Origin of the sequence: Methyloversatilis sp., assembly GCF_030696805.1 — a bacterium.
GTDB lineage: Bacteria > Pseudomonadota > Gammaproteobacteria > Burkholderiales > Rhodocyclaceae > Methyloversatilis.
Genome location: NZ_JAUYRO010000036.1, coordinates 19020 through 43075, shown reverse-complemented (window position 1 = coordinate 43075; position 24056 = coordinate 19020). Strand labels below are relative to the sequence as shown.

Below are 24056 nucleotides of genomic sequence, written 5' to 3'. Positions count from 1 at the left end.
GAGCTTTTGTTGTTTCTGCACTGTGCTTTTCGAACTGTGCTGCTCAGCTGGCCTCTCTTGGGCTGGAACAGTCAGTGACGTACCAGTGACCGACCGGCTGTAGCTGCTGGGCGCGCCTCAGACCTGAACGGAGGCTTTCATTTTGGAGAAGCTGCCGAGCCCATCTAATCCATGCCCCCGGAAAAACGAACCTGCCGGTGCGCCCTTATTCCGCCTCCGCCATCGACCGTGTAGCGCGATTACGATTCGATGACATAAGAAAACTCCCCTAGTCCGCTCAGGGGCGTTGAAGGAGATCAGGCGGGGTGGATCAGGAGCGAGAACTGCTTCTGGAGCTCGCGCCGCAACTGCGCGCGCGTGTGCCTGCTGCCGTGTCGCGTCTGGCATACATCGGCATGGCCGGGATCGGCGGCGTGGGCGGTGTCGTAGATGCAGAAGCGGCCGCCGTCCTCCGGGCCGCGTAGGGCGCGAATGCCGGCGGCGGTGGCGCCGATGGCGCATTCGAAGGATCGACCGGGCTTGGCGGCGGCGCGGGCGTGGCCGTGTTGGCGAATATCGTCTTCACTGCCGGTGACGACCAGCCGCTGTACCGACATGCCCTTGTTCGACGCATCGTCGAAAGCGGCTTCCGTTACCTTTCCGGTCGCGAGGTCGTAATGCACCGGGGAAAGGATCAGGCGCCACAGGGTCTCGTCGTCCGTCACCGGACCGGGGGAGTGCGGCGACACCGAATGCGCCTCGCATGCGCAGTTGGGTGACTGTGCGTCGATTTTCTCGGACTTCTTCGGGTCGTTCGCGACGCTTGCGAACAGTTCCTGGCAGCTCATCCGGCAATGGGTAGGCTCGCGAGGTAGTGTTGCAGCGCGGCCGGCAGCGTGCGCGCTGCGATACCCTCGGCGCCGCCATAGCCGTCCGGGCCGTCGGTCAACGACGTATAGGTGCCATCGCCTTCGAACTCCAGGCTCGCATAGTGCGTGCCGCGATCCCAGTACAAGCCGATGGCGCCCGATCCGGACAGCATCGGGGACGGGACAGGAAGGGTGTGCGGCAGCTGCACCAGGAACTCCAATACGTCGAGCAGCGCGGTCGCCTTCGCCGGCTGTCCGTCGTAGCCGTCCCAGTCGTGGGTCAGAAACTTGTATTCGATCAGTGTGCGCCGCAGCGCCATCATCTGTTCCACACGCCCGTTCTGCGCGGCGGTTACGACCAGTTCGTGGGCGCTTGGAATCGGCGCCGCATTGGCAGGGGCTTCAGCGAGTCCGAGCAGCGCAGTGGATATCTTGCGCAAAACGTTGTCTTGCGAGAACCATCCGCGCACAGGGGTGGCGGTGCGGTCGGTCCGGGCAGCACCGACGGATCGGTTCGGCGCGGGCTGGGGCAGATAGCTGACGAATTCGAAGGTGGCGGCGGTCATGAGTCGGTCCCATCCTCTGCATTCAAATGGATGCGTGCGAGCATTTCATCGTTGAGAAGCTCACGCAGCACAGCCTTGTTCTCGCTGTGCATGCCGTGCATCGTGGTGTGCAATAGAGGATTGTTTCCCGCGTAAAGCTGCTCGGCGTCGGAGAGCGGTGCGTTGAAGACGGTCTTGTGCACGCTCCAAATGCGTACTTGGCGGTTTCCGTTCTCGTCGATCAGGTCCGTGTTAACCACCGTCAGCTTCCGGCATTCGGGCTCGTCGGGCATCTCAGTAAAGTACCCGTGGTGCGCATGCCAAAGACTCTTTTGCTGGAAAACTGACGCCGGGAGCATGGCCGAGTTCTGCCGCAGCAGCATGTCTGCGCGGAACTGCGCGACATTGTCTCCGGTGATTCTGAAGACATCCTGGTACTGCAGGCCGAAACCGGTGAAGCCCCCCGAGCTGACGGCAATGAGTGGCAAAAGGGGGTGCATCAGGTCCGCCGCAGTGGCGTACTCCTCTTCCCAGCGGGTGTAGGTGTGAAGCGTCACGGCCAGCGTGTTGGGCGTGAGCATCAGATTGCGTTCGATGCGCCCATCCGGTGCAAACCGTTCGAACGTCCAGCCCACCGCTTGAGCCGGCTGTATGGATTTACCGCCGCTTTCGAGATTGAATTCGACCGCGAATTGCTGAACAGGCTTCTTGCTCGGAAGCTTGTCCTTGAGAGTGGCCTCATATACCGACTCGAGCGCGCCCATAACGGCGGGCGGCAGCGGCTGCTGCCATTCGACGCCGAACGAAACGCTCTCGATTGCGTGCGTGTCGTGCAGGGGCGAGATGTTCATCGTCAAGTCGGTCTCTCGTAGTGGCGGAAAAGTATAGCAATGATATCCGGCTGGATATCGTGTCCTGCTTCCGGTCAGAGGTTATCGAGAGGGAAGAGTTCGCCATTCCTTGGGGGCGGGCTCTTCGCGCACGATGCCAACGAATTCCCCGCGTTGCACCTACGTCCTGCCATGGGGTTGTGCAGCACGTGCTTCAGCACACCTCGGTCGGCGTGGGTCAGCTCGCCGGGTTAAGTTTGGCTGTGACGGCAGAAGCCCTGGCAGGTCAATGACCTCTGTGCATATATATAGAAAACGCCGATATCTATACAGATCGCTCGCCATATGTCTAAAAGTTAGCTATTTTTAGACACGTCTTCATTCAAAGGTCGCTGAATGCCGTTCGATCGCGCGCAGCCCTACAACGACCTGCCCCTGCTTCCGCCGCCGGTCGAACTCGAAACCCGGGCCGTTCTCAAGCAGGCGATCAGCTCAAATCGTGTGCTGGCCAACCTGCGGGGTCTGGCGGCGCAGATACCCAACCAGGGCATGCTGATCAGCAGCATTGCGCTGCAGGAAGCCCGTCTGTCGTCCGAGATCGAGAATATCGTCACCACCAACGATGAGCTGTATCGGGCCGACGCCGATCCCGAGGGCAAGAGCGATCCGCACACGAAGGAAGTCCTGCGCTACCGGGAAGCGCTCTATCACGGCTTTCAGGCGCTGAAGGCTCGGCCGCTGACGACCAACCTGTTCATCGAAATCGTCCGCCTGATCAAGCAGACCGAACTCGACATCCGGGCGATTCCGGGTACGGCGCTGAAGAACGAGGCCGGCGAGGTGGTGTACACGCCGCCGGTCGGCGAAGCGGTGATTCGCGACAAGCTGGGAAACCTCGAACAGTTCATCCATGCCGACGACGGCATCGACCCGCTGGTGAAGATGGCGGTGATGCATTACCAGTTCGAGGCGATCCATCCGTTTCCGGATGGCAATGGCCGTACCGGGCGCATCCTGAATCTGCTGTATCTGGTCGAGAAGGGGCTGCTCGACATACCGGTCCTGTGCCTTTCGCGCTACATCATCGCCAACCGTGCGGCCTACTACGAAGGTTTGCGCCGCGTCACCGAGTCTCAGGACTGGGAGAACTGGATTCTGTTCATGTTGCGCGCCATCGAATCGACGGCGCAGCAGACCCACGACCAGGTGCAGCGGATTCGTGCCTTGATGGAAAGCGTGCGCGCACGGGTGCAGACCGAAGCGCCGGCGATCTACAGCAAGGATCTGATCGAGGTCATCTTCCGGCACCCGTACACGAAGATCCAGTTCGTCGTCGACGCGGGCATCGCCAAGCGGCAGACCGCTTCAACCTATCTGCAGAACCTTGCCGGGCTTGGCATCCTGCGCGAACAGAAGCACGGCCGGGAGAAGTACTACATCAACGAAGCCTTGTTCAACGAGCTGGCGGGTTGACCGCGAGACGCGTCGACGTGATCGACATGTCCGTAAAACGTGTCGATTTTCGCCTGGTTTTTGAACACGATTTCCGGATGTGTCGATCCGCTCGACAGGTTTCGGTGAAACGTGAGCCTGGCGCAACGCGTGCCGTAGGATCGCCCGCTGCCCATTCTGCGCACTGTGGTTGAGCGCATTCTCGCCAGGATGTACCGCCCGTTCGATGAACACGACCAAGGCGATTTCGCAGGGCGAGCGGCGTTAAATGACGCGCTCACCAGTCAGCGCAGCAATCAGGTTGACGATTCCTATATTTTGTATATGGTTGTCAACCTGGGAGGCCGCAATGATCCATGACCGCATCCGCCGTGCCCGCGTGCTCCGGGGTTTGAGCCTCGAAGATCTTGCGCAGAGGCTGGGCGATATCAGCAAGCAGGCCTTGAGCAAGTTCGAGAAGGGCGCCGCGGTGCCGAATTCGACGCGCCTGCTGCAACTGGCACACGCGCTGGACGTGAAGCCCGAGTACTTCTTTCGCCCGGACGCCGTGACGCTGGCGCCGCTGGAATTCCGCAAGCTCGCAAAGATGCCGAAGTATCGACAGCAACAGGTCGAGGAGCAGATGCGCGAGCATCTGGAGCGTTACATCGCGCTGGAGCGATGCTTCGACGCGGCGGACGTCGCGCTGGACGCCGTTCCTGCGCGCGCCATACCCGTCGCGTCCGTAGACGCCGCCGAAGACGCGGCCAGAAAGCTCAGGGAAGACTGGGCCATCGGTGGCGATGCGATCGCCAACCTGACCGAACTGCTCGAAGACCATGGAATCAAGGTCGCGCTGCTCGACGGGCCGGATGACTTCGACGGCGCATGCGCCGCCACCCATGACGAGCAGCACGTGCTGATCGCCCTGAATCGCACCCGCCCCGGCGAGCGCATGCGTTTCACGGCTGCGCACGAGCTCGGGCACTGGATCATGGCCCTGCCGGAAGAGATGCCTGAACGGGAGCAAGAGGCGTGCTGCCATCGCTTCGCGGGCGCTTTCCTGTACTCCAGGGATCAGGTCGTTCTGGATTTCGGCAGCCACCAGCGCTCCAGGGTTCACATGATGGAACTGCTCAACGCCAAGCGCCGTTACGGCGTGTCCATGCAGGTGGCTCTGCGTCGGCTGAAGGATCTGGATCTGTTGAGCGAGCCCGGTTACAAGTCCGCGTCTATCCAGTTCAACGTGAATGGCTGGCGTTCTTCCGAGCCGGAACCGTTGCCTGCCGAGCAGCCCCGCCGCTTCGAATCTCTGGTGTTCTGGGGCCTGGCGGAGGATCTGTTCACCCGGTCCCGCGCGTCCGAATTCCTGCAGCGGCCGATCGATCAGCTTGAGCCCGCGATCGAGGTGTAGGCCGTTTCCGCATGAGCCGGATCTACATCAGCGACACCAATATCTGGATTGATTTCAACAACGCCGGCCTGCTCGACGAGTTGTTCCGGCTGCCGTTTGCGCTCTGCTGTACCGATTTCGTACTGGACGAGCTGAAGGACTTCGACCATGCCGCCCTGCTCGCGCGAGGCCTGGTTGTCGAGGGGATGGACGGCACCGCAATCACCGAGCTGCACGGCATGATGATCGAACACAACAACAGTTCCCTGCCCGACGTCTCCTGCTACTTTCTGGCTCGGCAGACCGCACGACCACTGCTCACCGGTGATGGCCGGCTGAGAAAGCAGGCACAGAAGGACGGCCTGGAAGTGCATGGCGCGCTATGGCTTCTGGATCGTCTGGTCGAGCATGCGGTGATCCCGCCGGCTCGCGCCGCCGACTGTCTTGAACTCATGTTGCGAAGGAACGCGCGTTTGCCACATGTCGAATGCCAGGCTCGACTGAAGCAGTGGCGCGGGTAAATTGACAGCCGGTTTTCTATAAACATCATGAGCGAACTGATTCTCTATACCACCGAAGACGGCCGCAGCCAGATCAGGCTGCGGGCCGATCAGCAGACGGAATGGCTGACACAGCTGGAAATGGCCGAGCTGTTCGATGTGACGACTGACAATGTCGGCCTGCATCTGAAGAACATCTTTGAAGATGGGGAGTTGAGTCGCGAGGCAACTACCGAGGATTCCTCGGTAGTTCAGATCGAAGGTTCGCGCGAGGTGAAGCGTCCGGTCACGCTCTACAACCTCGACGCCATCCTGACCGTGGGCTACCGGGTGCGCTCGCCGCGCGGGGTGCAGTTCCGCCGCTGGGCGACCACGGTGCTCAAGGAGTATCTGCTCAAGGGCTTCGTGCTGGACGACGAGCGTCTGAAGAACCCGGATGGCCGCCCGGACCACTTCGATGAAATGCTGGCGCGCATCCGGGACATCCGTGCCTCGGAGAAGCGCTTCTACCAGAAGGTGCGCGACCTGTTTGCCTTGAGCAGCGACTACGACAAGAGCGACCAGGCGACGCAGATTTTCTTCGCCACCGTACAGAACCTGTTGCTGTACGCCGTCACGCGACATCGACTGCCGGATCGACGGCTTCAGCCCGTGAAGTCCAGCACCACGCGCGATGGCACTTCACCTTTGGCCAGACGTTCAAAAACGGCGTTGATCGCCGACAGGGGCTGCAATTCAATGTCGGCCTTCACCTTGCCGTCAGCAGCGAAGGCCAGTGCTTCGGCCATGTCCTGCCGGTTGCCGACGAAGGAGCCGCGAATGGTGATGCAGTTGGCCACCACCTCGAACAGCGGCGTCGGAAATTCGCCTGGTGGAATGCCCACCAGCACGCAGGTGCCGTGCTTGCGGGTCATGCCGATGCCTTGCCGGAACGCGGGCAGGGACGGTGCGGTGATCAGCACGCCGTGCGCGCCTCCATCGGTAATGTCTCTGACCGCCAGCGCCGGGTCACCCGTCCGGACGTTGATCACGGCATCGGCGCCGAGGCGTTTTGCGTGGTCGAGTTTTCCGTCATCGATATCGACCGCGCACACGTGCAGACCCATGGCCTTGGCGTACTGCACCGCCAGGTGCCCCAGGCCGCCGACGCCCGACACGACCACCCATTGTCCCGGACGGGCCTGCGTTTCCTTCAGACCCTTGTATGAGGTGATGCCGGCGCAGATCAAGGGCGCCGCATCGTGAGCGGCAAGACCCGCCGGGATGTGGGCAACGTAGTTCGGGTCGGCGATGATGTATTCGGCGAAGCCACCGTTCTTCGAGTACCCGCCGAACTGCGCGTCGGCACACACCGGTTCCTGTGCCGCCAGACAGAATTCGCAATGACCGCAGGCCGAATAGAGCCAGGGCACGCCAACGCGGTCGCCTTCCTTCACGGCAGTGACGCCGGCACCCAGCGCCGTGACGATGCCGATGCCCTCGTGCCCGGGCGTGAACGGCGGCGCAGGTTTCAGTGGCCAGTCGCCGGCGGCGGCGTGCAGGTCGGTGTGGCAGACGCCGCAGGCTTCGGTCTTGACGAGGATCTGGCCCGCACCGGGTGTGGGGATATCGATGTCCTTCAGCACCAGCGGTTTGCCGAACTGCTCCACCTGCGCGGCCTGCATCGTGCGCGTCGTCATGTCGCCGTTTCCGGGAAATCGGCACCGCGCGCGACCGCCTCGCCGGCCATGAAGTCGTTGCGCAGTTCGTCCACCTTGGCCATCGCACCCTCGAAGGCGTCGTTGCCGAGCAGCAGGTGATGCGGCGGCTGACCTGAACTGACCGCTTCGATGATGGCCTTGACTGCCCGCACCGGGTCGCCCGGCTGCTTGCCGGACGACTCGCGCACGGCAGCGCGCACCGCGCCTGCGGTGGCCTGATAGTCATCGATCTGCAGTGCGCTCTCATTGGCCGAGCGTCCGGCCCAGTCGGTGCGGAACCCGCTGGGTTCGACCACCATCACCTGGATGCCCAGCGGCTCGACCTCGCGGCGCAGTGCTTCGGACAAGCCTTCGACGGCGAATTTGGTGGCGTTGTACTGCCCCAGGGCAGGCATGCCGCGCAGGCCCGCCAGTGACGACAGATTGACGATGCAGCCGCTGCGGCGCTTGCGCATGCCCGGCAGCGCCGCCTGAATCATGGCGGTCAGACCGAACACGTTCACCTCGAACATCCTGAGCACTTCCGCGGCCTCGCCCTCCTCGATCGCGGCGAAATAGCCGATGCCGGCATTGTTCACCAGCACGTCGATGCCGCCGAAGCACGCCTCGGCCGCCTCGATGGCGGCCGCGACCTGATCCGGCCGGGTGACGTCGAGCGTCAGCACGAGCACCTTGTCGCTCTCTTCGAAGTCGTCCAGCTTGGCGGGGTCGCGCGCGGTCACCACCGTGCGGTAGCCCAGCGCGATAGCCTGCCTGGCCAGTTCCTGACCGAAGCCGGTGGAGCAGCCGGTGATGAACCAGACGGGTGATTCGTCGGACAGCAGGCGGGGGGCGGGCGTGTTCATGGTGGTCACTTTCTGGCGTGCGTGATCAGACGGGCGCGGCGGTGTGCCCGCTGCGGACCAGCTTCTTGTTGACGAATTCCTGGATGCCCAGGTCGCCGAGTTCGCGGCCATAGCCCGAGTGCTTGATGCCGCCGAACGGCAGTTCGGCATCGCTCCAGTCGAGGTTGTTGATGAACATCATGCCGGTGTCGACGCGGCTGGCCACGCGCCTGCCGCGCGCTTCGTCCCGCGTCCACACCGAACCGCCGAGGCCGAAGTCGGAATCGTTGGCCAGCGCGATGGCTTCGTCTTCGGTCTTCACACGGTAGAACGACGCCACCGGGCCGAAGAACTCGTCCCGGAAAGCGCGGTTGCCGGGCGCGATGTCGGTCAGGATCGTGGGTTGCATGAAGAAGCCCGGGCGATCCAGACGCGCGCCGCCCAGCAGCAGCGTGGCGCCGTCCTTGACGGCGGCATCGACCTGCGCCAGCAGTTGCACCAGCGCCGCTTCGGAGGACAGCGGGCCCAGCGTCGTGCTCTCGTCCATCGGGTCGCCCGGCCTGAGGGCTTCGAGCGCCGTGCGGAATCCCGCCAGGAAGCGGTCGGCGACGGCATCCTGCACGATGAAGCGCTTGGCCGCGCAGCAGGTCTGGCCGGTGTTGTACATGCGGCCCCACACGGCCCACGGAAGGGTCTGGTCCAGGTCGGCGTCGTCGAGCACGATGAAGGCGTCGCTGCCGCCCAGCTCCATGGTCGACTTCTTCAGGTTCTGCCCGGCGCGGGCGGCCACGACGCGCCCTGCCGGCACGCTGCCGGTGAGTGCCACACCCTTGATGCGCGGGTCGTCGATCACGCGGTCGGACTGTTCGTAGGAAATGAGCAGATTCGTGTAGGCGCCGACCGGTGCGCCGGCGTCGAGCAGCAGCTTCTCGAAGGCGATGGCGCATTGCGGCACGCTGCCGGCATGTTTCACGACCAGCACATTGCCGGCCATCAACTGCGCACCGGCCACGCGGGCGAGCTGGTAGAACGGGAAATTCCACGGCTCCACGCAGAACAGCACACCCAAGGGCGAGCTTTCCATGTGCGCCTCACCGTTCTTCGGATGCAGCGTAACGGGCGCCAGAAAGGATTCCGCGTGCGCCGCGTAGTAGGCCAGGATGTCAGCACTGAATCTGACCTCGCCGCGCGCTTCATCGATGCGCTTGCCCATCTCCAGCGTGGCCAGCCGCGCGAAGTCATCGACATGGGCGCGCAGCAACGTTGCCGCCTTGTTCACGATGTCTGCCCGTTCGGCAAAGCCGGTGTGCTTCCAGACTTGGAAGCAGGACTCGGCCGTCGCCAGTGCGGTGTCGAGTTGCCCGCTGCTCATGTGCTCGAAGCTCTTGAGCAGCTTGCCGTCATTGGGGTTGATGCTCTGATAGGCCATGCGAACGGGTGTCCTTCGGGTTCGTGGATCGGGACGCCGGAGCGCGGCCGTCGTGTTGCGCTCGACACGCCTCGGGAGCCGGTTGGGGGGATGGTCCACGCAGGCTGAACGGCGCGGTTTGTCGGGTCTGTTCGATGGCGCACGCAGCGCTTCAGCCCGCCCGGGGCCGTCGATCGCGAGGTGTTGCCCAGCGCACAGACCACGATAGGCGTGTCGCATAGCGTCGGAGCCCGGCTATTCCGCCAGCTGATCGGTCCATGAAAAAACCATGAGCACGACGTCGACACGCAAAGCCTTTTTCGTTGGTGGCGGCATCGGCTCGCTGGCCGCCGCCGCTTTCCTGATCCGTGACGGCGGCATGCCGGGCAGCCGGATTTCCATCCTGGAGACCGGCCCGGTAATGGGTGGCAGCCTCGATGGATCGGGTGATGCAGATCGCGGCTATTCGATGCGCGGCGGTCGCATGCTCACCACCGACAATTACGAGTGCACCTGGGCGTTGTTCAAGTCCATCCCGTCGCTCGCACGACCGGGCCTCAGCGTGTTCGAGGAGACGCGGGAATTCAACGAAAAGCATGTATCCAACGCGATGGCGCGCCTGGTCGACAGCCGCCGCGCCCGGGTGCCGGTGTCCTCCATGGGCTTTTCGATGCACGACCGGGTGGAACTGCTCAAGCTCGCCAATGCCGACGAAGCCTCGCTCGGCTCGAGCCGCATCACCGACCACCTGTCACCCGCTTTTTTCGAGACCGAGTTCTGGTTCATGTGGGTTACCACCTTCGCCTTCCAGCCCTGGCACAGCGCGGTCGAGTTCAGGCGCTACCTGCACCGCTTCATGCTGGAGTTCTCGCGCATCGAAACGCTGGCCGGCGTCAAGCGCACCGTGCTGAACCAGTACGACTCGCTGGTGGTGCCGCTGCAGCGCTGGCTCGAAGCGCAGGGCGTGCGCCTGATCAATGACTGCACCGTCACCGGGCTCGACCAGCGGACGGCCGACGGCCCGTTCGAAGTCAGCGCAATTCAGTGCACCGTGAAGGGAGAGGCGCAGACCCTTTCGCTGGACGACGGCGACCTGACCTTCGTGCAGAACGGTTCGATGACCGATGCCTCCAGCCTGGGCTCGATGCGTGCGGCACCGGCCAAGCTGAAGAAGGCCCGCAACGGCAGCTGGACCTTGTGGGAAACGCTCGCCCAAGGGCGGCCGTCGTTCGGCAACCCGGCGGCGTTCAACAGCTGTGTCGCGCAATCCGACTGGGCGTCGTTCACGGTCACGCTGAAAGACCCGGCCTTTTTCGACCTGATGCAGCGCTTCAGCGGCAACGAAGCCGGCACCGGCGGGCTGGTGACGTTCAAGGATTCGAACTGGCTGATGTCCATCGTGCTGGCGCACCAGCCGCACTTCGCCAACCAGCCGGCCGACGTGCAGGTGTTCTGGGGCTACGGACTGTTCCCCGACCGCATCGGCAACTTCGTCGCCAAGGCCATGGCCGACTGCACCGGCGCCGAGCTGTTGCAGGAGCTGTGCGGCCACCTGCGCTTCGACCTGGAAACGATGGACACCGCCAACTGCATCCCCTGCCGCATGCCCTACATCACCAGCATGTTCATGCCGCGCGCGCCCGGCGACCGCCCGCTGCCGGTGCCGCCCGACACGAAAAACTTCGCCTTCATCAGCCAGTTCGTCGACATCCCGCTCGATACCGTGTTCACGGTGGAGTTCTCGGTGCGGGTGGCGCAGATGGCGGTGTACCAGTTGCTCGACATTTCGCAGCCGATTCCACCGGTGACGCCGCATGACAAATCGCTCCACGTGCAGTTCAACGCACTGGTCAAGGCGCTGAAGTAAGCCGATCAACCCCGAAAGGACCCGCGCCATGTCGCAAGGCAAGACCGTCAATCGCCGCATTGTTCTGAACGCCCGGCCGCGCGGCGCACCGACCGCCGAAGACTTTCGCCTCGAAAGCGGTCCGCTGCCGACGCCCGAAGCCGGCCAGCTGCTGTTGCGCACCGTGTTCCTGTCGCTCGACCCCTATATGCGTGGCCGGATGAGTGACGGGCCGTCGTACGCGCCACCGGTGGAGATCGGCGACGTGATGGTCGGCGCCACCGTTTCGCGCGTCGAGGCGTCGCGTCACGACGACTTCAAGGTGGGCGCATGGGTGCTGGGCGCCAGCGGCTGGCAGGACTATGCAATTTCGGATGGACAGGGCCTGACACCGCTGCCTGCCGACGAGACGCATCCGTCGCACGCCCTGGGCGTGCTCGGCATGCCGGGCTTCACCGCCTACATGGGGCTGCTCGACATCGGTCGCCCGGTACCCCGGGAAACCGTCGTCGTCGCCGCGGCAAGCGGGGCCGTCGGCTCGGTCGTCGGACAGATCGCGAAGATCAAGGGGTGCACCGTGGTGGGCATTGCAGGCGGCGAGGACAAGTGCCGCTACGTGGTCGATGAACTCGGCTTCGACGTCTGCCTCGATCACCGCGCCGACGACCTGCCCGGTCGTCTCGCCGCCGCCTGCCCGAAAGGCATCGACGTGTACTTCGAAAGCGTGGGCGGGCCGGTGTTCGATGCCGTGCTGCCGCTGCTCAACACCAGGGCGCGCATCCCGGTGTGCGGGCTCATTTCGGCGTACAACGCCACCGGGTTGCCGCCAGGCCCCGACCGGCTCGGACTGCTGATGGGCACCGTGCTGCGCAAGCGCATCCGCATGCAGGGATTCATCATCTTCGACGACTACGGTCCGCGCTGGAACGAGTTCGCGGACGCGATGGGCGCGTGGGTGAACGAGGGCCGGGTCAAGGCGCGCGAAGACATCGTCGTCGGTCTGGAGAACGCCCCCACTGCGTTCATCGGCCAGCTCGAAGGCAGGAATTTCGGCAAGCTGGTCATACGGGTGGCCGACGACTGAGCGCTGCCGCCCGCGCGGATGAAGTTCATCGCAGTACACTGCGCGCCTTTCGAGCGAAGCGCGGCACGCCATGTCGGCCCGCCTGCACTTCGGCTGGCGCGGCGCCGGACGGTTCATCGCCGTCCGCAGCGCGCGGCAGCACGTGTAATGACTGAAGGAATCCCGATGAGCGGCCTGCCCCCCTGCCCGCAATGCAGTTCCGGATACACCTGGGAAGACGGCGCCATGCTCGTCTGCCCCGAATGCGCCCATGAGTGGGCCAGCGGCGACGCGGCGGCCGTCGAGGACAAGCGCGTGTGGAAGGACGCCCACGGCAACGTGCTGCAGGACGGCGATTCGGTCACCGTCATCAAGGACCTCAAGGTCAAGGGCACCTCGTCGGTCGTGAAGGTCGGCACCAAGGTCAAGAACATCCGCCTGATCGAAGGCGATCACGACATCGACTGCAAGATCGACGGCTTCGGCTCGATGCAGCTGAAGTCGGAATTCGTCAGGAAGGCCTGATCGGACGTTTTCCGGCCGGTGCGCCGACCTGATCCTCGCCAATCCGCCGTTATTCAGGCCTTGCTTTCCCCTTGCCGGTGCCGAGGTCTTCGTCAGCACGCTCACGCCAGTCGTTCTATCCGCGCGCTTGCGCTGTTGATGTGACGTTCCAGCGCGGCGATGCAGGGTCGGAATCGCTCGCTGAATCCGTTTTGCGCCGTGATTCCGGCGAGGTAGGCGCGTGCCAGCGCCTCGGCCTGCCGCCACGTTTCGTTTGCTACACCTGCGTGAATGACGGCTTCGGGAACCGTGTCGGGCAGGCCACCGCCACTGCGCGGTGCGAAGGTCATCGGCGTCATGTCGTAGGCGGGTGCGAGGTCGTACGGACGTCCATACTCGGCAACGAAGGACAGATTGCCGGCATGCATGTCCGAATTGCCGATCAGCGTGCCGAAGGCCCAGAGCAGACCGGCGCCGGCCGCCGCCGCCGGACGGATATGGCCGGCGGCGGCGAGCCTGGCCGCAATGTCGGGCCAGCCGACCGATGCCTCGCCGACGAACTCTGCATCCAGCGCAGTCAGTGAGAACAGCGCCCGCCGGCCCAGATTGCCGATGCGATCGAAGCGTTCGATCTGCAGGAAGCGCTGACCACCGTGGTCGATCCACTGCGTGGAAGAAGCCGGAACCCCCGCGTCACGCAGCGTTTCAAGCGCGACATGCTCAGCCAGCAGCAGGTCACGCCAGCGCTCGCTGACCGGGCTGTTCTCGGGTTCGCTGAATTTCACGATCACATGCCGGGCCCCGCCGGGTGTCATGGCATAGGCGGTGAATTTCGGTTGTTCCCCCCCCGCTGATGATCCCGGGGTGTCCCCCCGGGCCGCCTCGCACGCCAGTCGGGCATAGGTTTCAGCCTTTTCCGCATCGGGGATGGGCGCCGGAACCGGCATGGCCAGAAACCGGTCGCGCGCCACATCGCCGGGGAGCAGATTGCCGACCAGGTCGTGGCCATGCGCCAGCAGCGCCCGCAAGGCATGCGTATCGCTCCAGTCGGCCAGTCGGGCCGGCAGCCCGAGTTCAGCACCATGGCGCGCCGCGTGGGCCCGACCCGGATAGCCCTGCGGGCGCATATCGAAGAGCCACCAGGGCAGACCTTCGCTGTACAGCGTGACGCCGTCGGTCTGGCGCATCACGAATCCTTCTGAACGCACCGGTACAAGCGTGCCCAGCAGCTTGATCCGGCCTTCTGCATCGACCCGGTATATCGCGATGTCCGGCAAGCCACGGGCGGCATCCCTCAGCGCGTAACGAATGGATCGTGCCGCGCCGATGCGCACGATGTCGTCACCCAGGTCGGTCAGCGCACGCGACATCGTCGGCTGACTGATACCCATGCTTTCAGACAGTTGGCGCGCAGTCAGCGGCCCACCGTACAGGCGCATGCGAATGCTTTCAGCGTGCGGCGACATGTTTTGAATGGATTAATGAATAGATATGTGAATATATCACGTCTGACCCGAGGCCGTCCTCAGGTGCGTCCTCAGGTGTGTCCTCAGGCCCGTCCCGAGGTCTATCTGACGTCTATCCCACGTCTGTCTGCCGCGCCCGGTGCCGCACCGTTCCCGTTTGTGACTTTCGCGTTTGTGGTTACAGTCGCGCGGGTGCCCGATGGCTGCGCGTGTGCAGGTCAGTCGGCGCACGCCGACCACGACCTGGAACCCCATGCTCGACGACATCAAGAAAACCCTCTGGGCCACCGCCGACAAGCTGCGCGCCAACATGGATGCGGCCGAATACAAGCACCTCGTGCTCGGCCTCATCTTCGTCAAGTACATTTCCGACACCTTCGCCGCGCGCCGCGCCGAACTGGTGCGCCGCTTCGCCGACGAAGCCGACGACTACTTCCTGCCCGACAGCACGCCCGCCCTGCTCGCCGAAGAACTCGAAGACCGCGACTACTATCGCGAGGTCAATGTGTTCTGGGTGCCCGAAGCGGCGCGCTGGGAAGCGATCCGTGCGGCAGCCAAGCAGCCCGACATCGGCAAGCGCATCGACGACGCGCTGTCGCTGATCGAAGCGGAAAACCCGAAGCTCAAGGGCATCCTCGACAAGCGCTATGCGCGCGCCCAGTTGCCCGACGGCAAGCTGGGCGAACTGATTGATCTGGTGTCGACCATCGGTTTCGGCACCGACAGCAAAGGCGAACCGGGTGCCGCGCGCGACGTGCTGGGCCAGGTGTACGAGTACTTCCTCGGCCAGTTCGCCAGCGCCGAAGGCAAGAAGGGCGGGCAGTTCTACACGCCGGCCAGCATCGTCAAGACGCTGGTCGCCGTGCTGGCACCCCATCACGGCAAGGTGTACGACCCCTGCTGCGGCTCGGGCGGCATGTTCGTGCAGTCGGAGAAATTCATCGAGGCGCACGGCGGCCGGCTGGGCGACGTGTCGATCTACGGCCAGGAATCCAACCCCACCACGTGGCGGCTGGCGGCGATGAACCTCGCCATCCGCGGCATCGACTTCAATCTGGGCAAGGAACCGACCGACACCTTCACCCGCAACCAGCACCCCGACCTGCGCGCCGATTTCATCCTCGCCAACCCGCCGTTCAACATCAGCGACTGGTGGCACGGCAGCCTCGAAGGCGACCCGCGCTGGGAATATGGCAACCCGCCGGCCGGCAACGCCAACTACGCGTGGCTGCAGCACATGCTGTATCACCTGAAGCCCACCGGCCGCGCCGGCATCGTGCTGGCCAACGGCAGCATGAGCTCCAGCCAGAACAGCGAAGGCCAGATTCGCGCCGCCATGGTCGACGCCGACGTGGTCGAAACCATGATCGCGCTGCCCGGCCAGCTCTTCTTCAACACCCAGATTCCCGCCTGCCTGTGGTTCCTCACCCGCCACAAGCCGCGCCGCCCCGGCGAAGTGCTGTTCATCGACGCACGCAAGCAGGGCCGCATGATCAGCCGCGTGCAGGCTGAACTGAACGACGACACCATCGCCCGCATCGCCGCCACCGTCGCCGCCTGGCGCGGTGAAGCCGGCGCCGGCGACTACACGGACGAGCCCGGCTACTGCCGCAGCGTGACGCTCGCCGAGATCGCCGAACACGGCCACGTACTCACGCCCGGCCGCTACGTCGGCGCCGAAGCGGTCGAGAACGACGACGAGGCCTTCGCCGACCGCATGCAGGCGCTCACTGAAAAGCTCGGTGAACAGATGGCGAAGGGCGCGGAACTGGACCAGTTGATCCGGCAGAAGCTGGGGGGGCTGGGGTATGAGTTCTGAGTGGCGGTCGTATAGGCTCGAAGAAGTTGGACGGATCGTTACAGGCAAAACGCCGAAAAGTGGTGTCTCGACGTTTGAGGGAACCGATGTCCCATTTATCTCGCCGCTGGACTTCTCCGGCGACAAATGGATAAACCGAAGCGTTAGAGCGATTTCGGAAGTCGGTGCTCAAGCGGTCAAGGGCTGCATCATTCCCGCGCGCAGCGTCCTCGTGACCTGCATTGGCTCCGATATGGGCAAGGCGGCGATTGCTGCGTCACGATCTGTTACGAATCAACAGATCAATGCGATTGTTGTCGATGAGGGGCGTTTCTGCCCGGAGTTTATTTACTACAACCTTTCGCTTCGAAAGGCCGAGATTCGTAGCATGGCGGGGGGCTCCGCCCAGCCCATTTTGAACAAGTCAGCGTTTAGTCGGCTTTTCTTTGAATGTCCGTCATTGAACGAACAGCATCGGATAGTCGAGGCGCTGCGACCTTTAGACGACCGCATCGCCCTCCTGCGCGAAACCAACGCCACGCTCGAAGCCATCGCGCAGGCGCTGTTCAAGTCGTGGTTCGTCGATTTCGACCCCGTCCGCGCCCGCATGGAAGGCCGCGCCCCGGAAGGCATGGACGACGCCACCGCCGCCCTCTTTCCCGACAGCTTCGAGGAATCGAAACTGGGCTGGGTGCCGCAGGGGTGGAGGCTTGCTCCGCTTTCGGACGCTTTCGAAATCAACCCGACGCGCAAGTTGAAGAAGGGCGAACTTGCGCCCTACCTCGACATGGCGAGCGTCGGTACGCAAGGTCACAGTGTCAGCGGTACCGTGCAGCGGGAGATGGGTTCCGGCACGAAGTTCATCAACGGCGATACGCTTCTGGCGCGCATCACGCCCTGCCTTGAAAACGGCAAGACCGCCTTTGTCGACGGCCTGCCTGAAGGTCAGACAGGCTGGGGATCGACTGAATTTGTCGTGCTCCGTCCGAAGACCCCGCTTCCCGTGTATTACGCATACCTTCTGTGCCGTCACACAGCCTTCCGCGATTTCGCGATTCAGAGCATGTCCGGTACCAGCGGACGCCAGCGCATTCAGAATGACGTGCTCGGCCGTTATCCTGTTGTCGTGCCATCAACCGATGTCGCCGAGGCGTTCGGACAGGTTGTCGGCAGCATCCAGCAGAAGATCGCCGCGAACCATGTGCAAGCCCAAACCCTCGCCACCCTCCGCGACACCCTGCTGCCCCGCCTGATATCCGGCCAGCTCCGTCGGCCGGACGCCGAAGCGATGGCGCCTGAAACGGCGTAACTGCAAACCTTCACTTGGTACCCATTGGTTCGGTCGGGGCTCATGTCGGGCCGACGATTGCGAACTTCGCGTACATGCAGTGGCTGATAGGTATGGAAAATGCCGTTTTCCATACACTCAGCGGCCAGCTTTCAGTCACCCATCTTGCATTACGTAGCCGATAAGGCTACAGTCGGAGCCAATGGAGCTACGACTATGTTGATGGAGCTGTTGTTCGGGAGTTATCGCCAGCGGGTGTTGAGCCTGTTGTTGTTGCATCCCGATTCAAGTTATTACGTGCGGGAACTGGCGCGCCTGACCGGCACCAGCGCCGGCACCCTGCACAAGGAATTGACCCGCCTGGCTCAGGCCGGTTTGCTGCTGCGTCAGGAGCAGGGTAACCAGGTGCGTTACCAGGCCAACCGGGCGTGTCCGGTCTTCCCTGAGCTGGCCGGCCTGTTTCGCAAGACCAGTGGCCTGGTGGATGTGCTGGCCGACGCCTTGCAACCCCTGGCTGGCGATATTGCGCTGGCTTTCGTCTTCGGCTCGATGGCGCGTGGCGACGAGCAGCCCGGCAGCGACGTGGATCTGATGCTGATCGGCTCGCCGGCCTTCGCCGATGTCGTGAGGGTCTTGTACCCGGCGCAGGAAACCTTGCAGCGTGAAATCAATCCGGCGGTCTACAGCGCTCAGGAAGTTGCCAGGCACATTGCGGCGGGCGAGCCTTTCATCCGCGAGCTTCTCGCCAAACCCAAATTATTCGTGATCGGAACCGAGCATGAACTTGGAAAACTTGCTGGCGATTCACAAGCTGCAAAGCTTTGAAGCGAGCGCGGCTGGCGTGCAACGCCTGCTGGCTGCGGCCAGCCGTAACCTGGCGGATGCCGGGATCGAGGCGCTCAGTTCGGAAAACCGGTTTGATGCGGCCTACAAGGCCGTCATGCAGTGCGCGATGATTGGCTTGTGGGCCAATGGCTACCGTACATCGACCAGCCAGCCCGGCCATCACCAGACCGCCTTGCAGGTATTGCCAAAGACGCTGGGGCTGGAGCGGGACGCCGTGATCGTGCTGGACGCCCTGCGCAAGCAACGCAACCTGAACGACTACGAGGGCGATCCGGTCAGCGATAGTGCCGTGACTGAATGCTGCAGGCAGGCGGCTTTGCTTCTTGAACATACGCAGACGTGGTTGCGCAGGAATCGCCCGGAGTTGCTGGCGAGCAAGGCGCAACCGTGACCGAAGAACACCTCGAACAGGAAGTGCTGGGCTGGCTGGCCGACGTCGGCTACACGCCGCTCGACGGCCCGGATCTGGCGCCTGACGGCAGCCGCCCGGAGCGCGGCCACTACCGGGAGGTGGTGCTGGAAGGGCGGCTGCGCAGCGCGATCGCGCGGCTGAACCCGGCGATTCCCGCGCCGGCGCGCGAGGACGCGCTGCGCCAGGTGCTCGATCTGGGCACGCCGGCGCTGCTGGCGGCGAACCGGCTGTTTCACCGGCTGCTCATCGGCGGCGTGCCGGTCGAGTACCAGCAGGAGGGCGACACTCGCGGCGACTTCGTGCGGTTGATCGACTGGGCTGACCCCGCGCGCAACGAGTGGCTGGCCATCCGGCAGTTCACGATCAAGGGGCCGAAACACACGCGCCGGCCCGACGTGATCCTGTTCGTCAATGGCCTGCCGCTGGTGCTGCTGGAACTGAAGAACCCGGCCGACCAGACCGCCAGCATCTGGAAGGCCTACGATCAGATCCAGACCTACAAGGCGCAGATCCCGGACGTGTTCCAGTACAACGAACTGCTGGTGATTGCCGACGGCAGCGAGGCGCGGCTGGGTTCGCTGTCGGCCAATTCCGAGCGTTTCATGCAGTGGCGCACCATCGACGGGGACGTGCTCGACCCGCTGGGTCAGTTCAACGAACTTGAAACACTGGTGCGCGGCGTGCTCGCGCCGCCGATGCTGCTTGACTATCTGCGCTTCTTCGTGCTGTTCGAAGACGATGGTGGGCTGGTGAAGAAGATCGCCGGCTACCACCAGTTTCACGCGGTGCGCGCGGCGATCCGCCAGGTGGTGGCCGCGTCGCGACCCGACGGCGCGCCGCTCACCCGCGGCAAGGGCGGCGTGGTGTGGCACACCCAGGGCAGCGGCAAGAGCATCACGATGACCTGCTTCGCCGCCCGCGTGATGCAGGACGTGGCGATGGAAAACCCGACCATCGTCGTCATCACCGACCGCAACGACCTCGACGGCCAGCTGTTCGGCGTGTTCTCGCTGGCGCAGGACCTGCTGCGCGAACAGCCGGTGCAGGCGGCCACCCGGCAGGATCTGCGCGCCCGGCTCGGCAACCGCCCGTCGGGCGGCATCGTGTTCGCGACCATCCAGAAATTCATGCCGGGCGAAGACGAAGACAGCTTTCCGGTGCTGTCCGACCGCCACAACATCGTGGTGATCGCCGACGAGGCGCACCGCACGCAGTACGGCTTCGAGGCCAAACTGAAAACGGTGCGCCCCGCGCGCGCCGGCTCTGCCGATGCCGCCAATGACGACGCGCCAGCGCTGAAGGTGGCCCAGCCGGAGGCTGAATACGTCACCCGCTATCAGGTCGGCTATGCGCAGCATCTGCGCGATGCGCTGCCCAACGCCACCTTCGTCGCCTTCACCGGCACGCCGGTGTCGAGCGAAGACCGCGATACGCGCGCCGTGTTCGGCGACTACATCCACATCTACGACATGCAGCAGGCGCGCGAGGACGGCGCAACGGTCGCGATCTACTTCGAATCGCGCCTGGCCCGGCTGTCCCTGAAGCAGGAGGACCTGCCGCAGCTCGACGACGAGGTCGACGAACTGGCCGAAGACGAGGAAGAAAGCCAGCAGGCGAAACTCAAGAGCCGCTGGGCCGCGCTCGAAAAGGTGGTCGGCGCCGAACCGCGCATCGCCCGCGTGGCGGCCGATCTGGTCGCTCACTTCGAGGAACGCAGCAAGGCACAGTCCGGCAAGGCCATGGTCGTGGCGATGAGCCGCGAAATCTGCGTGCATCTGTACGACGCCATCGTGGCGCTGCGCCCCGACTGGCACGATGACGACGCGGAAAAGGGCGCGATCAAGATCGTCATGACCGGCTCGGCGTCGGACCGCGCGCTGCTGCAGCCGCATATATATAGCGCTCAGGTGAAGAAGCGGCTGGAGAAGCGTTTCAAGGCGCCGGGTGATCCGCTGCGTCTGGTCATCGTGCGCGACATGTGGCTCACCGGCTTCGACGCGCCGTGCATGCACACGCTCTACATCGACAAGCCGATGAAGGGCCACAACCTGATGCAGGCGATCGCCCGCGTCAATCGGGTATTCAAGGACAAGCAGGGCGGGCTGGTGGTCGATTACATCGGCATCGCCAACGAACTGAAAAGCGCGCTGAAGGAATACACCGCCAGCAATGGCCGCGGCCGGCCGACGGTCGATGCCGCCGAAGCCTATGCGCTGCTGGCGGAAAAGCTCGACCTGCTGCGCGCGCTGCTGCACGGCTACGACTGGAGCGATTTCCTGACCGCCAGCCACCGACGACTCGCCGGTGCAGCCAACCACGTGCTCGGCCAGCAAGATGGCAAGAAGCGCTTCGCCGACAATGCGCTGGCCATGAGCCAGGCTTTTTCGCTGTGCTGCACGCTGGATGAGGCGAAGGCCGTGCGCGAGGAGGTGGCGTTCCTGCAGGCGGTCAAGGTCATCCTGACCAAGCGCGACATCACCCAGCAGAAGCGCACCGACGATGCGCGCGAACTGGCCATCCGCCAGATCATCAGCTCGGCGGTCGTGTCCGAAGACGTGGTCGATGTATTCAATGCCGTCGGGCTGGACAAGCCGAACATCGGCATTCTTGACGACGACTTTCTCGCCGATGTGCGCAACCTGCCGGAACGCAATCTGGCGGTCGAACTGCTCGACCGGCTGCTGCAGGGCGAAATCAAGTCACGCTTCGGCAGCAACGTGGTGCAGGAGAAAAAGTTCTCGGAACTGCTCGCCAACGTCATCACGCGCTACCAGAACCGCGCCATCGAAACCGCCCAGGTGATCGAAGAGCTGATCGCGATGGCGAAGAAATTCCGCGCGGCGGCCAGCCGTGGCGAGGAACTGGGTCTGAGCGAGGACGAAGTGCGCTTCTACGACGCGCTGGCCGACAACGAATCGGCGGTGCGCGAGCTCAGCGACGACATCCTGAAAAAGATCGCCCAGGAACTGACCGACAGCCTGCGCCGGAACCTGACGGTCGACTGGTCGGAACGCGAAAGCGTGCGCGCAAAGCTGCGCCTGATGGTGAAGCGGATCCTGCGCAAGTACCGCTACCCGCCCGACGAACAGGAAAAGGCGGTGGAACTGGTGCTGCAGCAGGCCCAGGCGCTCGGCGAGGCCTGGTCGGCGTGAGTGGCGCGACCTTGTCTGTTGCTGCCTTGCCTTCGCCTTGTCTGGCGCGCCCGCGCTGCAACTGCCCGCGATCGCTTCTTAGCCCCCTTCCACGTGTGCGACATGACTGATCAACCCAGCGGCGAATTCCTGCTGTTCGAGAGCGACGATGGCAAGACGCGCGTGGAATGCCGCTTCACGGCCGACACACTCTGGCTGACACAGGCGCTGATGGCGGAACTGTTCCAGAAGGACGTTCGCACGATCAATGAGCATCTTCGGAACATCTACGACGAGGGCGAGCTTGTGTCCGAGGCAACTATCCGGAAGTTCCGGATAGTTCGATCCGAAGGCAGTCGTGAGGTCAGCCGCAACATCGACCACTACAGCCTCGATGCCATTCTCGCCGTCGGCTATCGGGTGCGTTCGGCACGCGGCACGCAGTTCCGTCGCTGGGCGACCGAGCGGCTCAGCGAGTATCTGGTCAAGGGCTTCACGCTCGATGACGAGAGATTGAAGAATCCACCCGTCGCCGATTCGGGCGCACCGGACCGCTTCGACGAACTGCTCGAACGCATCCGCGACATCCGCGCCAGCGAGCGGCGCATGTATCTGCGGGTGCGGGAGATTTTCGCGATGGCGGCGGATTACTCGCCGTCACTGGCGGAAACGACAAAGTTCTTCCAGATCATCCAGAACAAGCTGCACTTCGCGGTGACCGGCAAGACGGCGGCTCAGCTGATAGTCGAACGCGCCGACAGCAGCCTGCCGAACATGGGCCTTACCAGTTCGAAATCAGGCACGGTCCGCAAGTCCGACGTAACGGTGGCGAAGAACTACCTGCGCGAGAACGAGATCGACGAGCTGAACCGTATTGTCGTCATGTGGCTGGACTTCGCCGACGACCAGGCGCGGCGGCGCAAGGACATCTTTCTGAAGGACTGGGAAGACAAGCTCGATGCCTTCCTGCGTTTCAACGACCGCAATGTCCTGCCGGATGCCGGCAAGGTGTCGAAACAGCAGGCCGACGCACGCGCGCAAGTGGAGTACGAACGTTTCGCCGCGCAGCGCCGCGCACTGCTCGAAGCCGAAGGCGCCGAGCACAACGTGAACATGCTGGAAGAGGCGGCCAAGGCACTGCCTGCACCGTACCCCCGGTCGAGGAAAAAGACATGAACAAACCATTCTCGCTGCGCATCTTCGTCGCCGACGGCGACCCGGACGGACTGCGCGTGGTGGAGCGTTCGAACTGGATCGGCAAGGCATTGATGTTTCCGCGAGCGTTGCTGCCGCGCGTGAAGGAGCGCGACGAGTTGAAGCAGACGGGCGTCTATCTGCTGATCGGCCCGCGCGAAGATGGCGAGGGCGATCTGCTCTACATCGGTGAGGGCGACCCGGTGCGCCCGCGACTGGAGTGTCATTACGCTCACAAGGATTTCTGGACCCACGCGCTCTGCTTCATCGCCGCGCCGGGCCAGCTCAACAAGGCACATGTGCAGTTTCTCGAAGCCAACCTGATCCGGATGGCGAAGGCTGCCAGGCGGGTGCCGCTGGATAACGGCAACCAGCCCATGGAGCCCAGCCTATCCGAGGCCGACCGGGCAGACATGCTGGTGTTTCTGGAGAACGTGCTCGGCATGTTGCCGGTGATGGGGGTACATGCCTTCGAAAAGGGTGTGCAACCCGCCGCCGCTGTCACGCCATCACTGGTGCTGAGGGGGAAGGGCATCACTGCGTCCGGCTTCGAAGCCAGTCAGGGGTTCGTTGTCCGGGCCGGGTCGCTTGCGGTGGGCGATACGGTGCCGTCGATGCAACAACATGTGCGCGGCATGTACGACCTGCGGCAGCAGCTGATAGGCAATGGCGTGATGGCGAGGGACGGAGATGGATACCGCTTCTCGCAGGACTATGTGTTCACTTCGCCCTCCACCGCCGCAGCCGTGGTGCTCGGACGCAGCGCCAACGGCCGGGTTGAGTGGAAGGATGCGCAGGGCCGAACGCTGAAGGCGCTGCAGGCGGGAGAGGCGTCCGCCTGATGGACGCCGCTCGGCGCAAGTCAGAGTAGTACAGATCGATGCTCGCCGCAGCGAGCCCTGTTGCAGTGCGCAACGCACCCAAAGCGGGCAAATTTCACACATCCCGCCATTGATTCATAAGGGTTTTCCCTCTGGCATGGTTGATGCACTGCAAGACGCGGTGCTGCACATCCCCCACTGACCAGAA

Annotated in this window: 20 protein-coding genes and 1 pseudogene; 13 read left to right on the top strand and 8 right to left on the bottom strand. The window is 63.8% G+C overall.

Annotated features, from left to right (window positions below; translation table 11 throughout):
• Positions 1-296: 296 nt before the first annotated feature.
• From Q8R75_RS04875 to Q8R75_RS04865, 3 genes are read right to left on the bottom strand one after another with little or no spacing between them, the layout of a single operon-like run.
• A complete protein-coding gene (locus Q8R75_RS04875) occupies positions 297-827 on the bottom strand; it encodes a hypothetical protein (RefSeq protein ID WP_305614073.1) in 531 nt (176 codons plus the stop codon).
• Positions 824-1414, bottom strand: coding sequence for a hypothetical protein (locus Q8R75_RS04870; RefSeq protein ID WP_305614072.1), 591 nt, complete (start codon positions 1412-1414; stop codon positions 824-826). The genes Q8R75_RS04875 and Q8R75_RS04870 overlap by 4 nt, the downstream gene beginning before the upstream one ends.
• Positions 1411-2244 (bottom strand): TIGR04255 family protein, encoded by an 834-nt coding sequence (locus Q8R75_RS04865; RefSeq protein WP_305614071.1) that lies wholly within the window; start codon positions 2242-2244, stop codon positions 1411-1413. Before Q8R75_RS04865 ends, Q8R75_RS04870 begins: the two co-directional genes overlap by 4 nt.
• 375 nt (positions 2245-2619) lie before the next feature.
• Between Q8R75_RS04865 and Q8R75_RS04860 the strand changes: the two genes are divergently transcribed.
• Together Q8R75_RS04860 and Q8R75_RS04855 are read left to right on the top strand one after the other, a co-directional pair.
• Entirely contained in the window at positions 2620-3696 is a 1077-nt protein-coding gene (locus tag Q8R75_RS04860; RefSeq protein WP_305614070.1) for a Fic/DOC family N-terminal domain-containing protein, read from the top strand.
• A 247-nt stretch (positions 3697-3943) separates the two neighbouring features.
• Entirely contained in the window at positions 3944-5068 is a 1125-nt protein-coding gene (locus Q8R75_RS04855; RefSeq protein WP_305663532.1) for an XRE family transcriptional regulator, read from the top strand.
• Here Q8R75_RS04855 and Q8R75_RS04850 read toward each other — a convergent pair.
• Positions 5041-5421, bottom strand: coding sequence for a hypothetical protein (locus Q8R75_RS04850; RefSeq protein WP_305614068.1), 381 nt, complete (start codon positions 5419-5421; stop codon positions 5041-5043). The genes Q8R75_RS04855 and Q8R75_RS04850 overlap by 28 nt on opposite strands.
• A gap of 174 nt (positions 5422-5595) precedes the next feature.
• On the opposite strand from Q8R75_RS04850, the pseudogene rhuM reads away from it, so the two are divergent.
• Positions 5596-6111, top strand: a pseudogene (rhuM, locus tag Q8R75_RS04845) (RhuM family protein); the annotation flags it as partial.
• 80 nt (positions 6112-6191) lie between these two features.
• On the opposite strand, the gene Q8R75_RS04840 reads toward rhuM, so the two are convergent.
• The 3 genes from Q8R75_RS04840 to Q8R75_RS04830 are packed head-to-tail and all read right to left on the bottom strand — an operon-like array spanning position 6192 to position 9500.
• Positions 6192-7226 carry a zinc-dependent alcohol dehydrogenase gene (locus tag Q8R75_RS04840; RefSeq protein ID WP_305614067.1) on the bottom strand — a complete coding sequence of 345 codons (1035 nt, stop codon included), beginning with the start codon at positions 7224-7226 and terminating at the stop codon, positions 6192-6194.
• Positions 7223-8092 carry an oxidoreductase gene (locus Q8R75_RS04835; protein WP_305614066.1) on the bottom strand — a complete coding sequence of 290 codons (870 nt, stop codon included), beginning with the start codon at positions 8090-8092 and terminating at the stop codon, positions 7223-7225. Before Q8R75_RS04835 ends, Q8R75_RS04840 begins: the two co-directional genes overlap by 4 nt.
• A gap of 25 nt (positions 8093-8117) precedes the next feature.
• Positions 8118-9500: an NAD-dependent succinate-semialdehyde dehydrogenase gene (locus Q8R75_RS04830; protein ID WP_305614065.1), complete on the bottom strand. Its 1383-nt coding sequence runs from the start codon at positions 9498-9500 to the stop codon at positions 8118-8120.
• Between the two features lie 268 nt (positions 9501-9768).
• Between Q8R75_RS04830 and Q8R75_RS04825 the strand changes: the two genes are divergently transcribed.
• From Q8R75_RS04825 to Q8R75_RS04815, 3 genes are all read left to right on the top strand, one after another.
• Positions 9769-11346 carry an oleate hydratase gene (locus Q8R75_RS04825; protein WP_305614064.1) on the top strand — a complete coding sequence of 526 codons (1578 nt, stop codon included), beginning with the start codon at positions 9769-9771 and terminating at the stop codon, positions 11344-11346.
• Between the two features lie 28 nt (positions 11347-11374).
• Positions 11375-12409, top strand: coding sequence for an NADP-dependent oxidoreductase (locus Q8R75_RS04820; protein WP_305614063.1), 1035 nt, complete (start codon positions 11375-11377; stop codon positions 12407-12409).
• 165 nt (positions 12410-12574) lie between these two features.
• Positions 12575-12913, top strand: a complete 339-nt coding sequence (locus Q8R75_RS04815; protein WP_305614062.1) for a zinc ribbon domain-containing protein YjdM — start codon at positions 12575-12577, stop codon at positions 12911-12913.
• A gap of 101 nt (positions 12914-13014) precedes the next feature.
• Here Q8R75_RS04815 and yjjJ read toward each other — a convergent pair whose 3' ends face one another.
• Complete coding sequence (gene yjjJ, locus Q8R75_RS04810; RefSeq protein WP_305614061.1) at positions 13015-14358, bottom strand: type II toxin-antitoxin system HipA family toxin YjjJ; 1344 nt, start codon at positions 14356-14358, stop codon at positions 13015-13017.
• Between the two features lie 199 nt (positions 14359-14557).
• Between yjjJ and Q8R75_RS04805 the strand changes: the two genes are divergently transcribed.
• The 7 genes from Q8R75_RS04805 (at position 14558) to Q8R75_RS04775 (ending at position 23869) form a co-directional block, all read left to right on the top strand.
• Positions 14558-16177, top strand: a complete 1620-nt coding sequence (locus tag Q8R75_RS04805) for a class I SAM-dependent DNA methyltransferase (RefSeq protein ID WP_305614060.1) — start codon at positions 14558-14560, stop codon at positions 16175-16177.
• Entirely contained in the window at positions 16167-17465 is a 1299-nt protein-coding gene (locus Q8R75_RS04800; protein WP_305614059.1) for a restriction endonuclease subunit S, read from the top strand. Before Q8R75_RS04805 ends, Q8R75_RS04800 begins: the two co-directional genes overlap by 11 nt.
• 201 nt (positions 17466-17666) lie before the next feature.
• The gene (locus tag Q8R75_RS04795; protein ID WP_305626621.1) at positions 17667-18269 is read left to right on the top strand and encodes a nucleotidyltransferase domain-containing protein; all 603 of its coding nucleotides are present in this window, start codon (positions 17667-17669) and stop codon (positions 18267-18269) included.
• Positions 18223-18681 (top strand): hypothetical protein, encoded by a 459-nt coding sequence (locus Q8R75_RS04790; protein WP_305614057.1) that lies wholly within the window; start codon positions 18223-18225, stop codon positions 18679-18681. Before Q8R75_RS04795 ends, Q8R75_RS04790 begins: the two co-directional genes overlap by 47 nt.
• Complete coding sequence (locus Q8R75_RS04785; protein WP_305614056.1) at positions 18678-21854, top strand: type I restriction endonuclease subunit R; 3177 nt, start codon at positions 18678-18680, stop codon at positions 21852-21854. Before Q8R75_RS04790 ends, Q8R75_RS04785 begins: the two co-directional genes overlap by 4 nt.
• 102 nt (positions 21855-21956) lie before the next feature.
• On the top strand, positions 21957-23009 hold the full coding sequence (locus tag Q8R75_RS04780) for a virulence RhuM family protein (RefSeq protein ID WP_305614055.1): 1053 nt from the start codon (positions 21957-21959) through the stop codon (positions 23007-23009).
• A complete protein-coding gene (locus tag Q8R75_RS04775; protein ID WP_305614054.1) occupies positions 23006-23869 on the top strand; it encodes a GIY-YIG nuclease family protein in 864 nt (287 codons plus the stop codon). Before Q8R75_RS04780 ends, Q8R75_RS04775 begins: the two co-directional genes overlap by 4 nt.
• Positions 23870-24056: the final 187 nt, after the last annotated feature.

Excerpts from the sequence above, each read along its gene's own strand:
- Q8R75_RS04830 (WP_305614065.1), bottom strand. The coding sequence starts at position 9,500 with ATGGCCTATCAGAGCATCAACCCCAATGACGGCAAGCTGCTCAAGAGC.
- Q8R75_RS04825 (WP_305614064.1), top strand. The coding sequence starts at position 9,769 with ATGAGCACGACGTCGACACGCAAAGCCTTTTTCGTTGGTGGCGGCATC.
- Q8R75_RS04835 (WP_305614066.1), bottom strand. The coding sequence starts at position 8,092 with ATGAACACGCCCGCCCCCCGCCTGCTGTCCGACGAATCACCCGTCTGG.
- Q8R75_RS04870 (WP_305614072.1), bottom strand. The coding sequence starts at position 1,414 with ATGACCGCCGCCACCTTCGAATTCGTCAGCTATCTGCCCCAGCCCGCG.
- Q8R75_RS04800 (WP_305614059.1), top strand. The coding sequence starts at position 16,167 with ATGAGTTCTGAGTGGCGGTCGTATAGGCTCGAAGAAGTTGGACGGATC.
- Q8R75_RS04840 (WP_305614067.1), bottom strand. The coding sequence starts at position 7,226 with ATGACGACGCGCACGATGCAGGCCGCGCAGGTGGAGCAGTTCGGCAAA.
- Q8R75_RS04855 (WP_305663532.1), top strand. The coding sequence starts at position 3,944 with ATGACGCGCTCACCAGTCAGCGCAGCAATCAGGTTGACGATTCCTATA.
- Q8R75_RS04775 (WP_305614054.1), top strand. The coding sequence starts at position 23,006 with ATGAACAAACCATTCTCGCTGCGCATCTTCGTCGCCGACGGCGACCCG.
- Q8R75_RS04860 (WP_305614070.1), top strand. The coding sequence starts at position 2,620 with ATGCCGTTCGATCGCGCGCAGCCCTACAACGACCTGCCCCTGCTTCCG.
- Q8R75_RS04780 (WP_305614055.1), top strand. The coding sequence starts at position 21,957 with ATGACTGATCAACCCAGCGGCGAATTCCTGCTGTTCGAGAGCGACGAT.
- Q8R75_RS04820 (WP_305614063.1), top strand. The coding sequence starts at position 11,375 with ATGTCGCAAGGCAAGACCGTCAATCGCCGCATTGTTCTGAACGCCCGG.
- Q8R75_RS04875 (WP_305614073.1), bottom strand. The coding sequence starts at position 827 with ATGAGCTGCCAGGAACTGTTCGCAAGCGTCGCGAACGACCCGAAGAAG.
- Q8R75_RS04805 (WP_305614060.1), top strand. The coding sequence starts at position 14,558 with ATGGCTGCGCGTGTGCAGGTCAGTCGGCGCACGCCGACCACGACCTGG.
- Q8R75_RS04850 (WP_305614068.1), bottom strand. The coding sequence starts at position 5,421 with ATGCACTTCCAGGCCGTCCTTCTGTGCCTGCTTTCTCAGCCGGCCATC.
- Q8R75_RS04790 (WP_305614057.1), top strand. The coding sequence starts at position 18,223 with ATGAACTTGGAAAACTTGCTGGCGATTCACAAGCTGCAAAGCTTTGAA.
- Q8R75_RS04865 (WP_305614071.1), bottom strand. The coding sequence starts at position 2,244 with ATGAACATCTCGCCCCTGCACGACACGCACGCAATCGAGAGCGTTTCG.
- Q8R75_RS04795 (WP_305626621.1), top strand. The coding sequence starts at position 17,667 with ATGGAGCTGTTGTTCGGGAGTTATCGCCAGCGGGTGTTGAGCCTGTTG.
- yjjJ (WP_305614061.1), bottom strand. The coding sequence starts at position 14,358 with ATGTCGCCGCACGCTGAAAGCATTCGCATGCGCCTGTACGGTGGGCCG.
- Q8R75_RS04815 (WP_305614062.1), top strand. The coding sequence starts at position 12,575 with ATGAGCGGCCTGCCCCCCTGCCCGCAATGCAGTTCCGGATACACCTGG.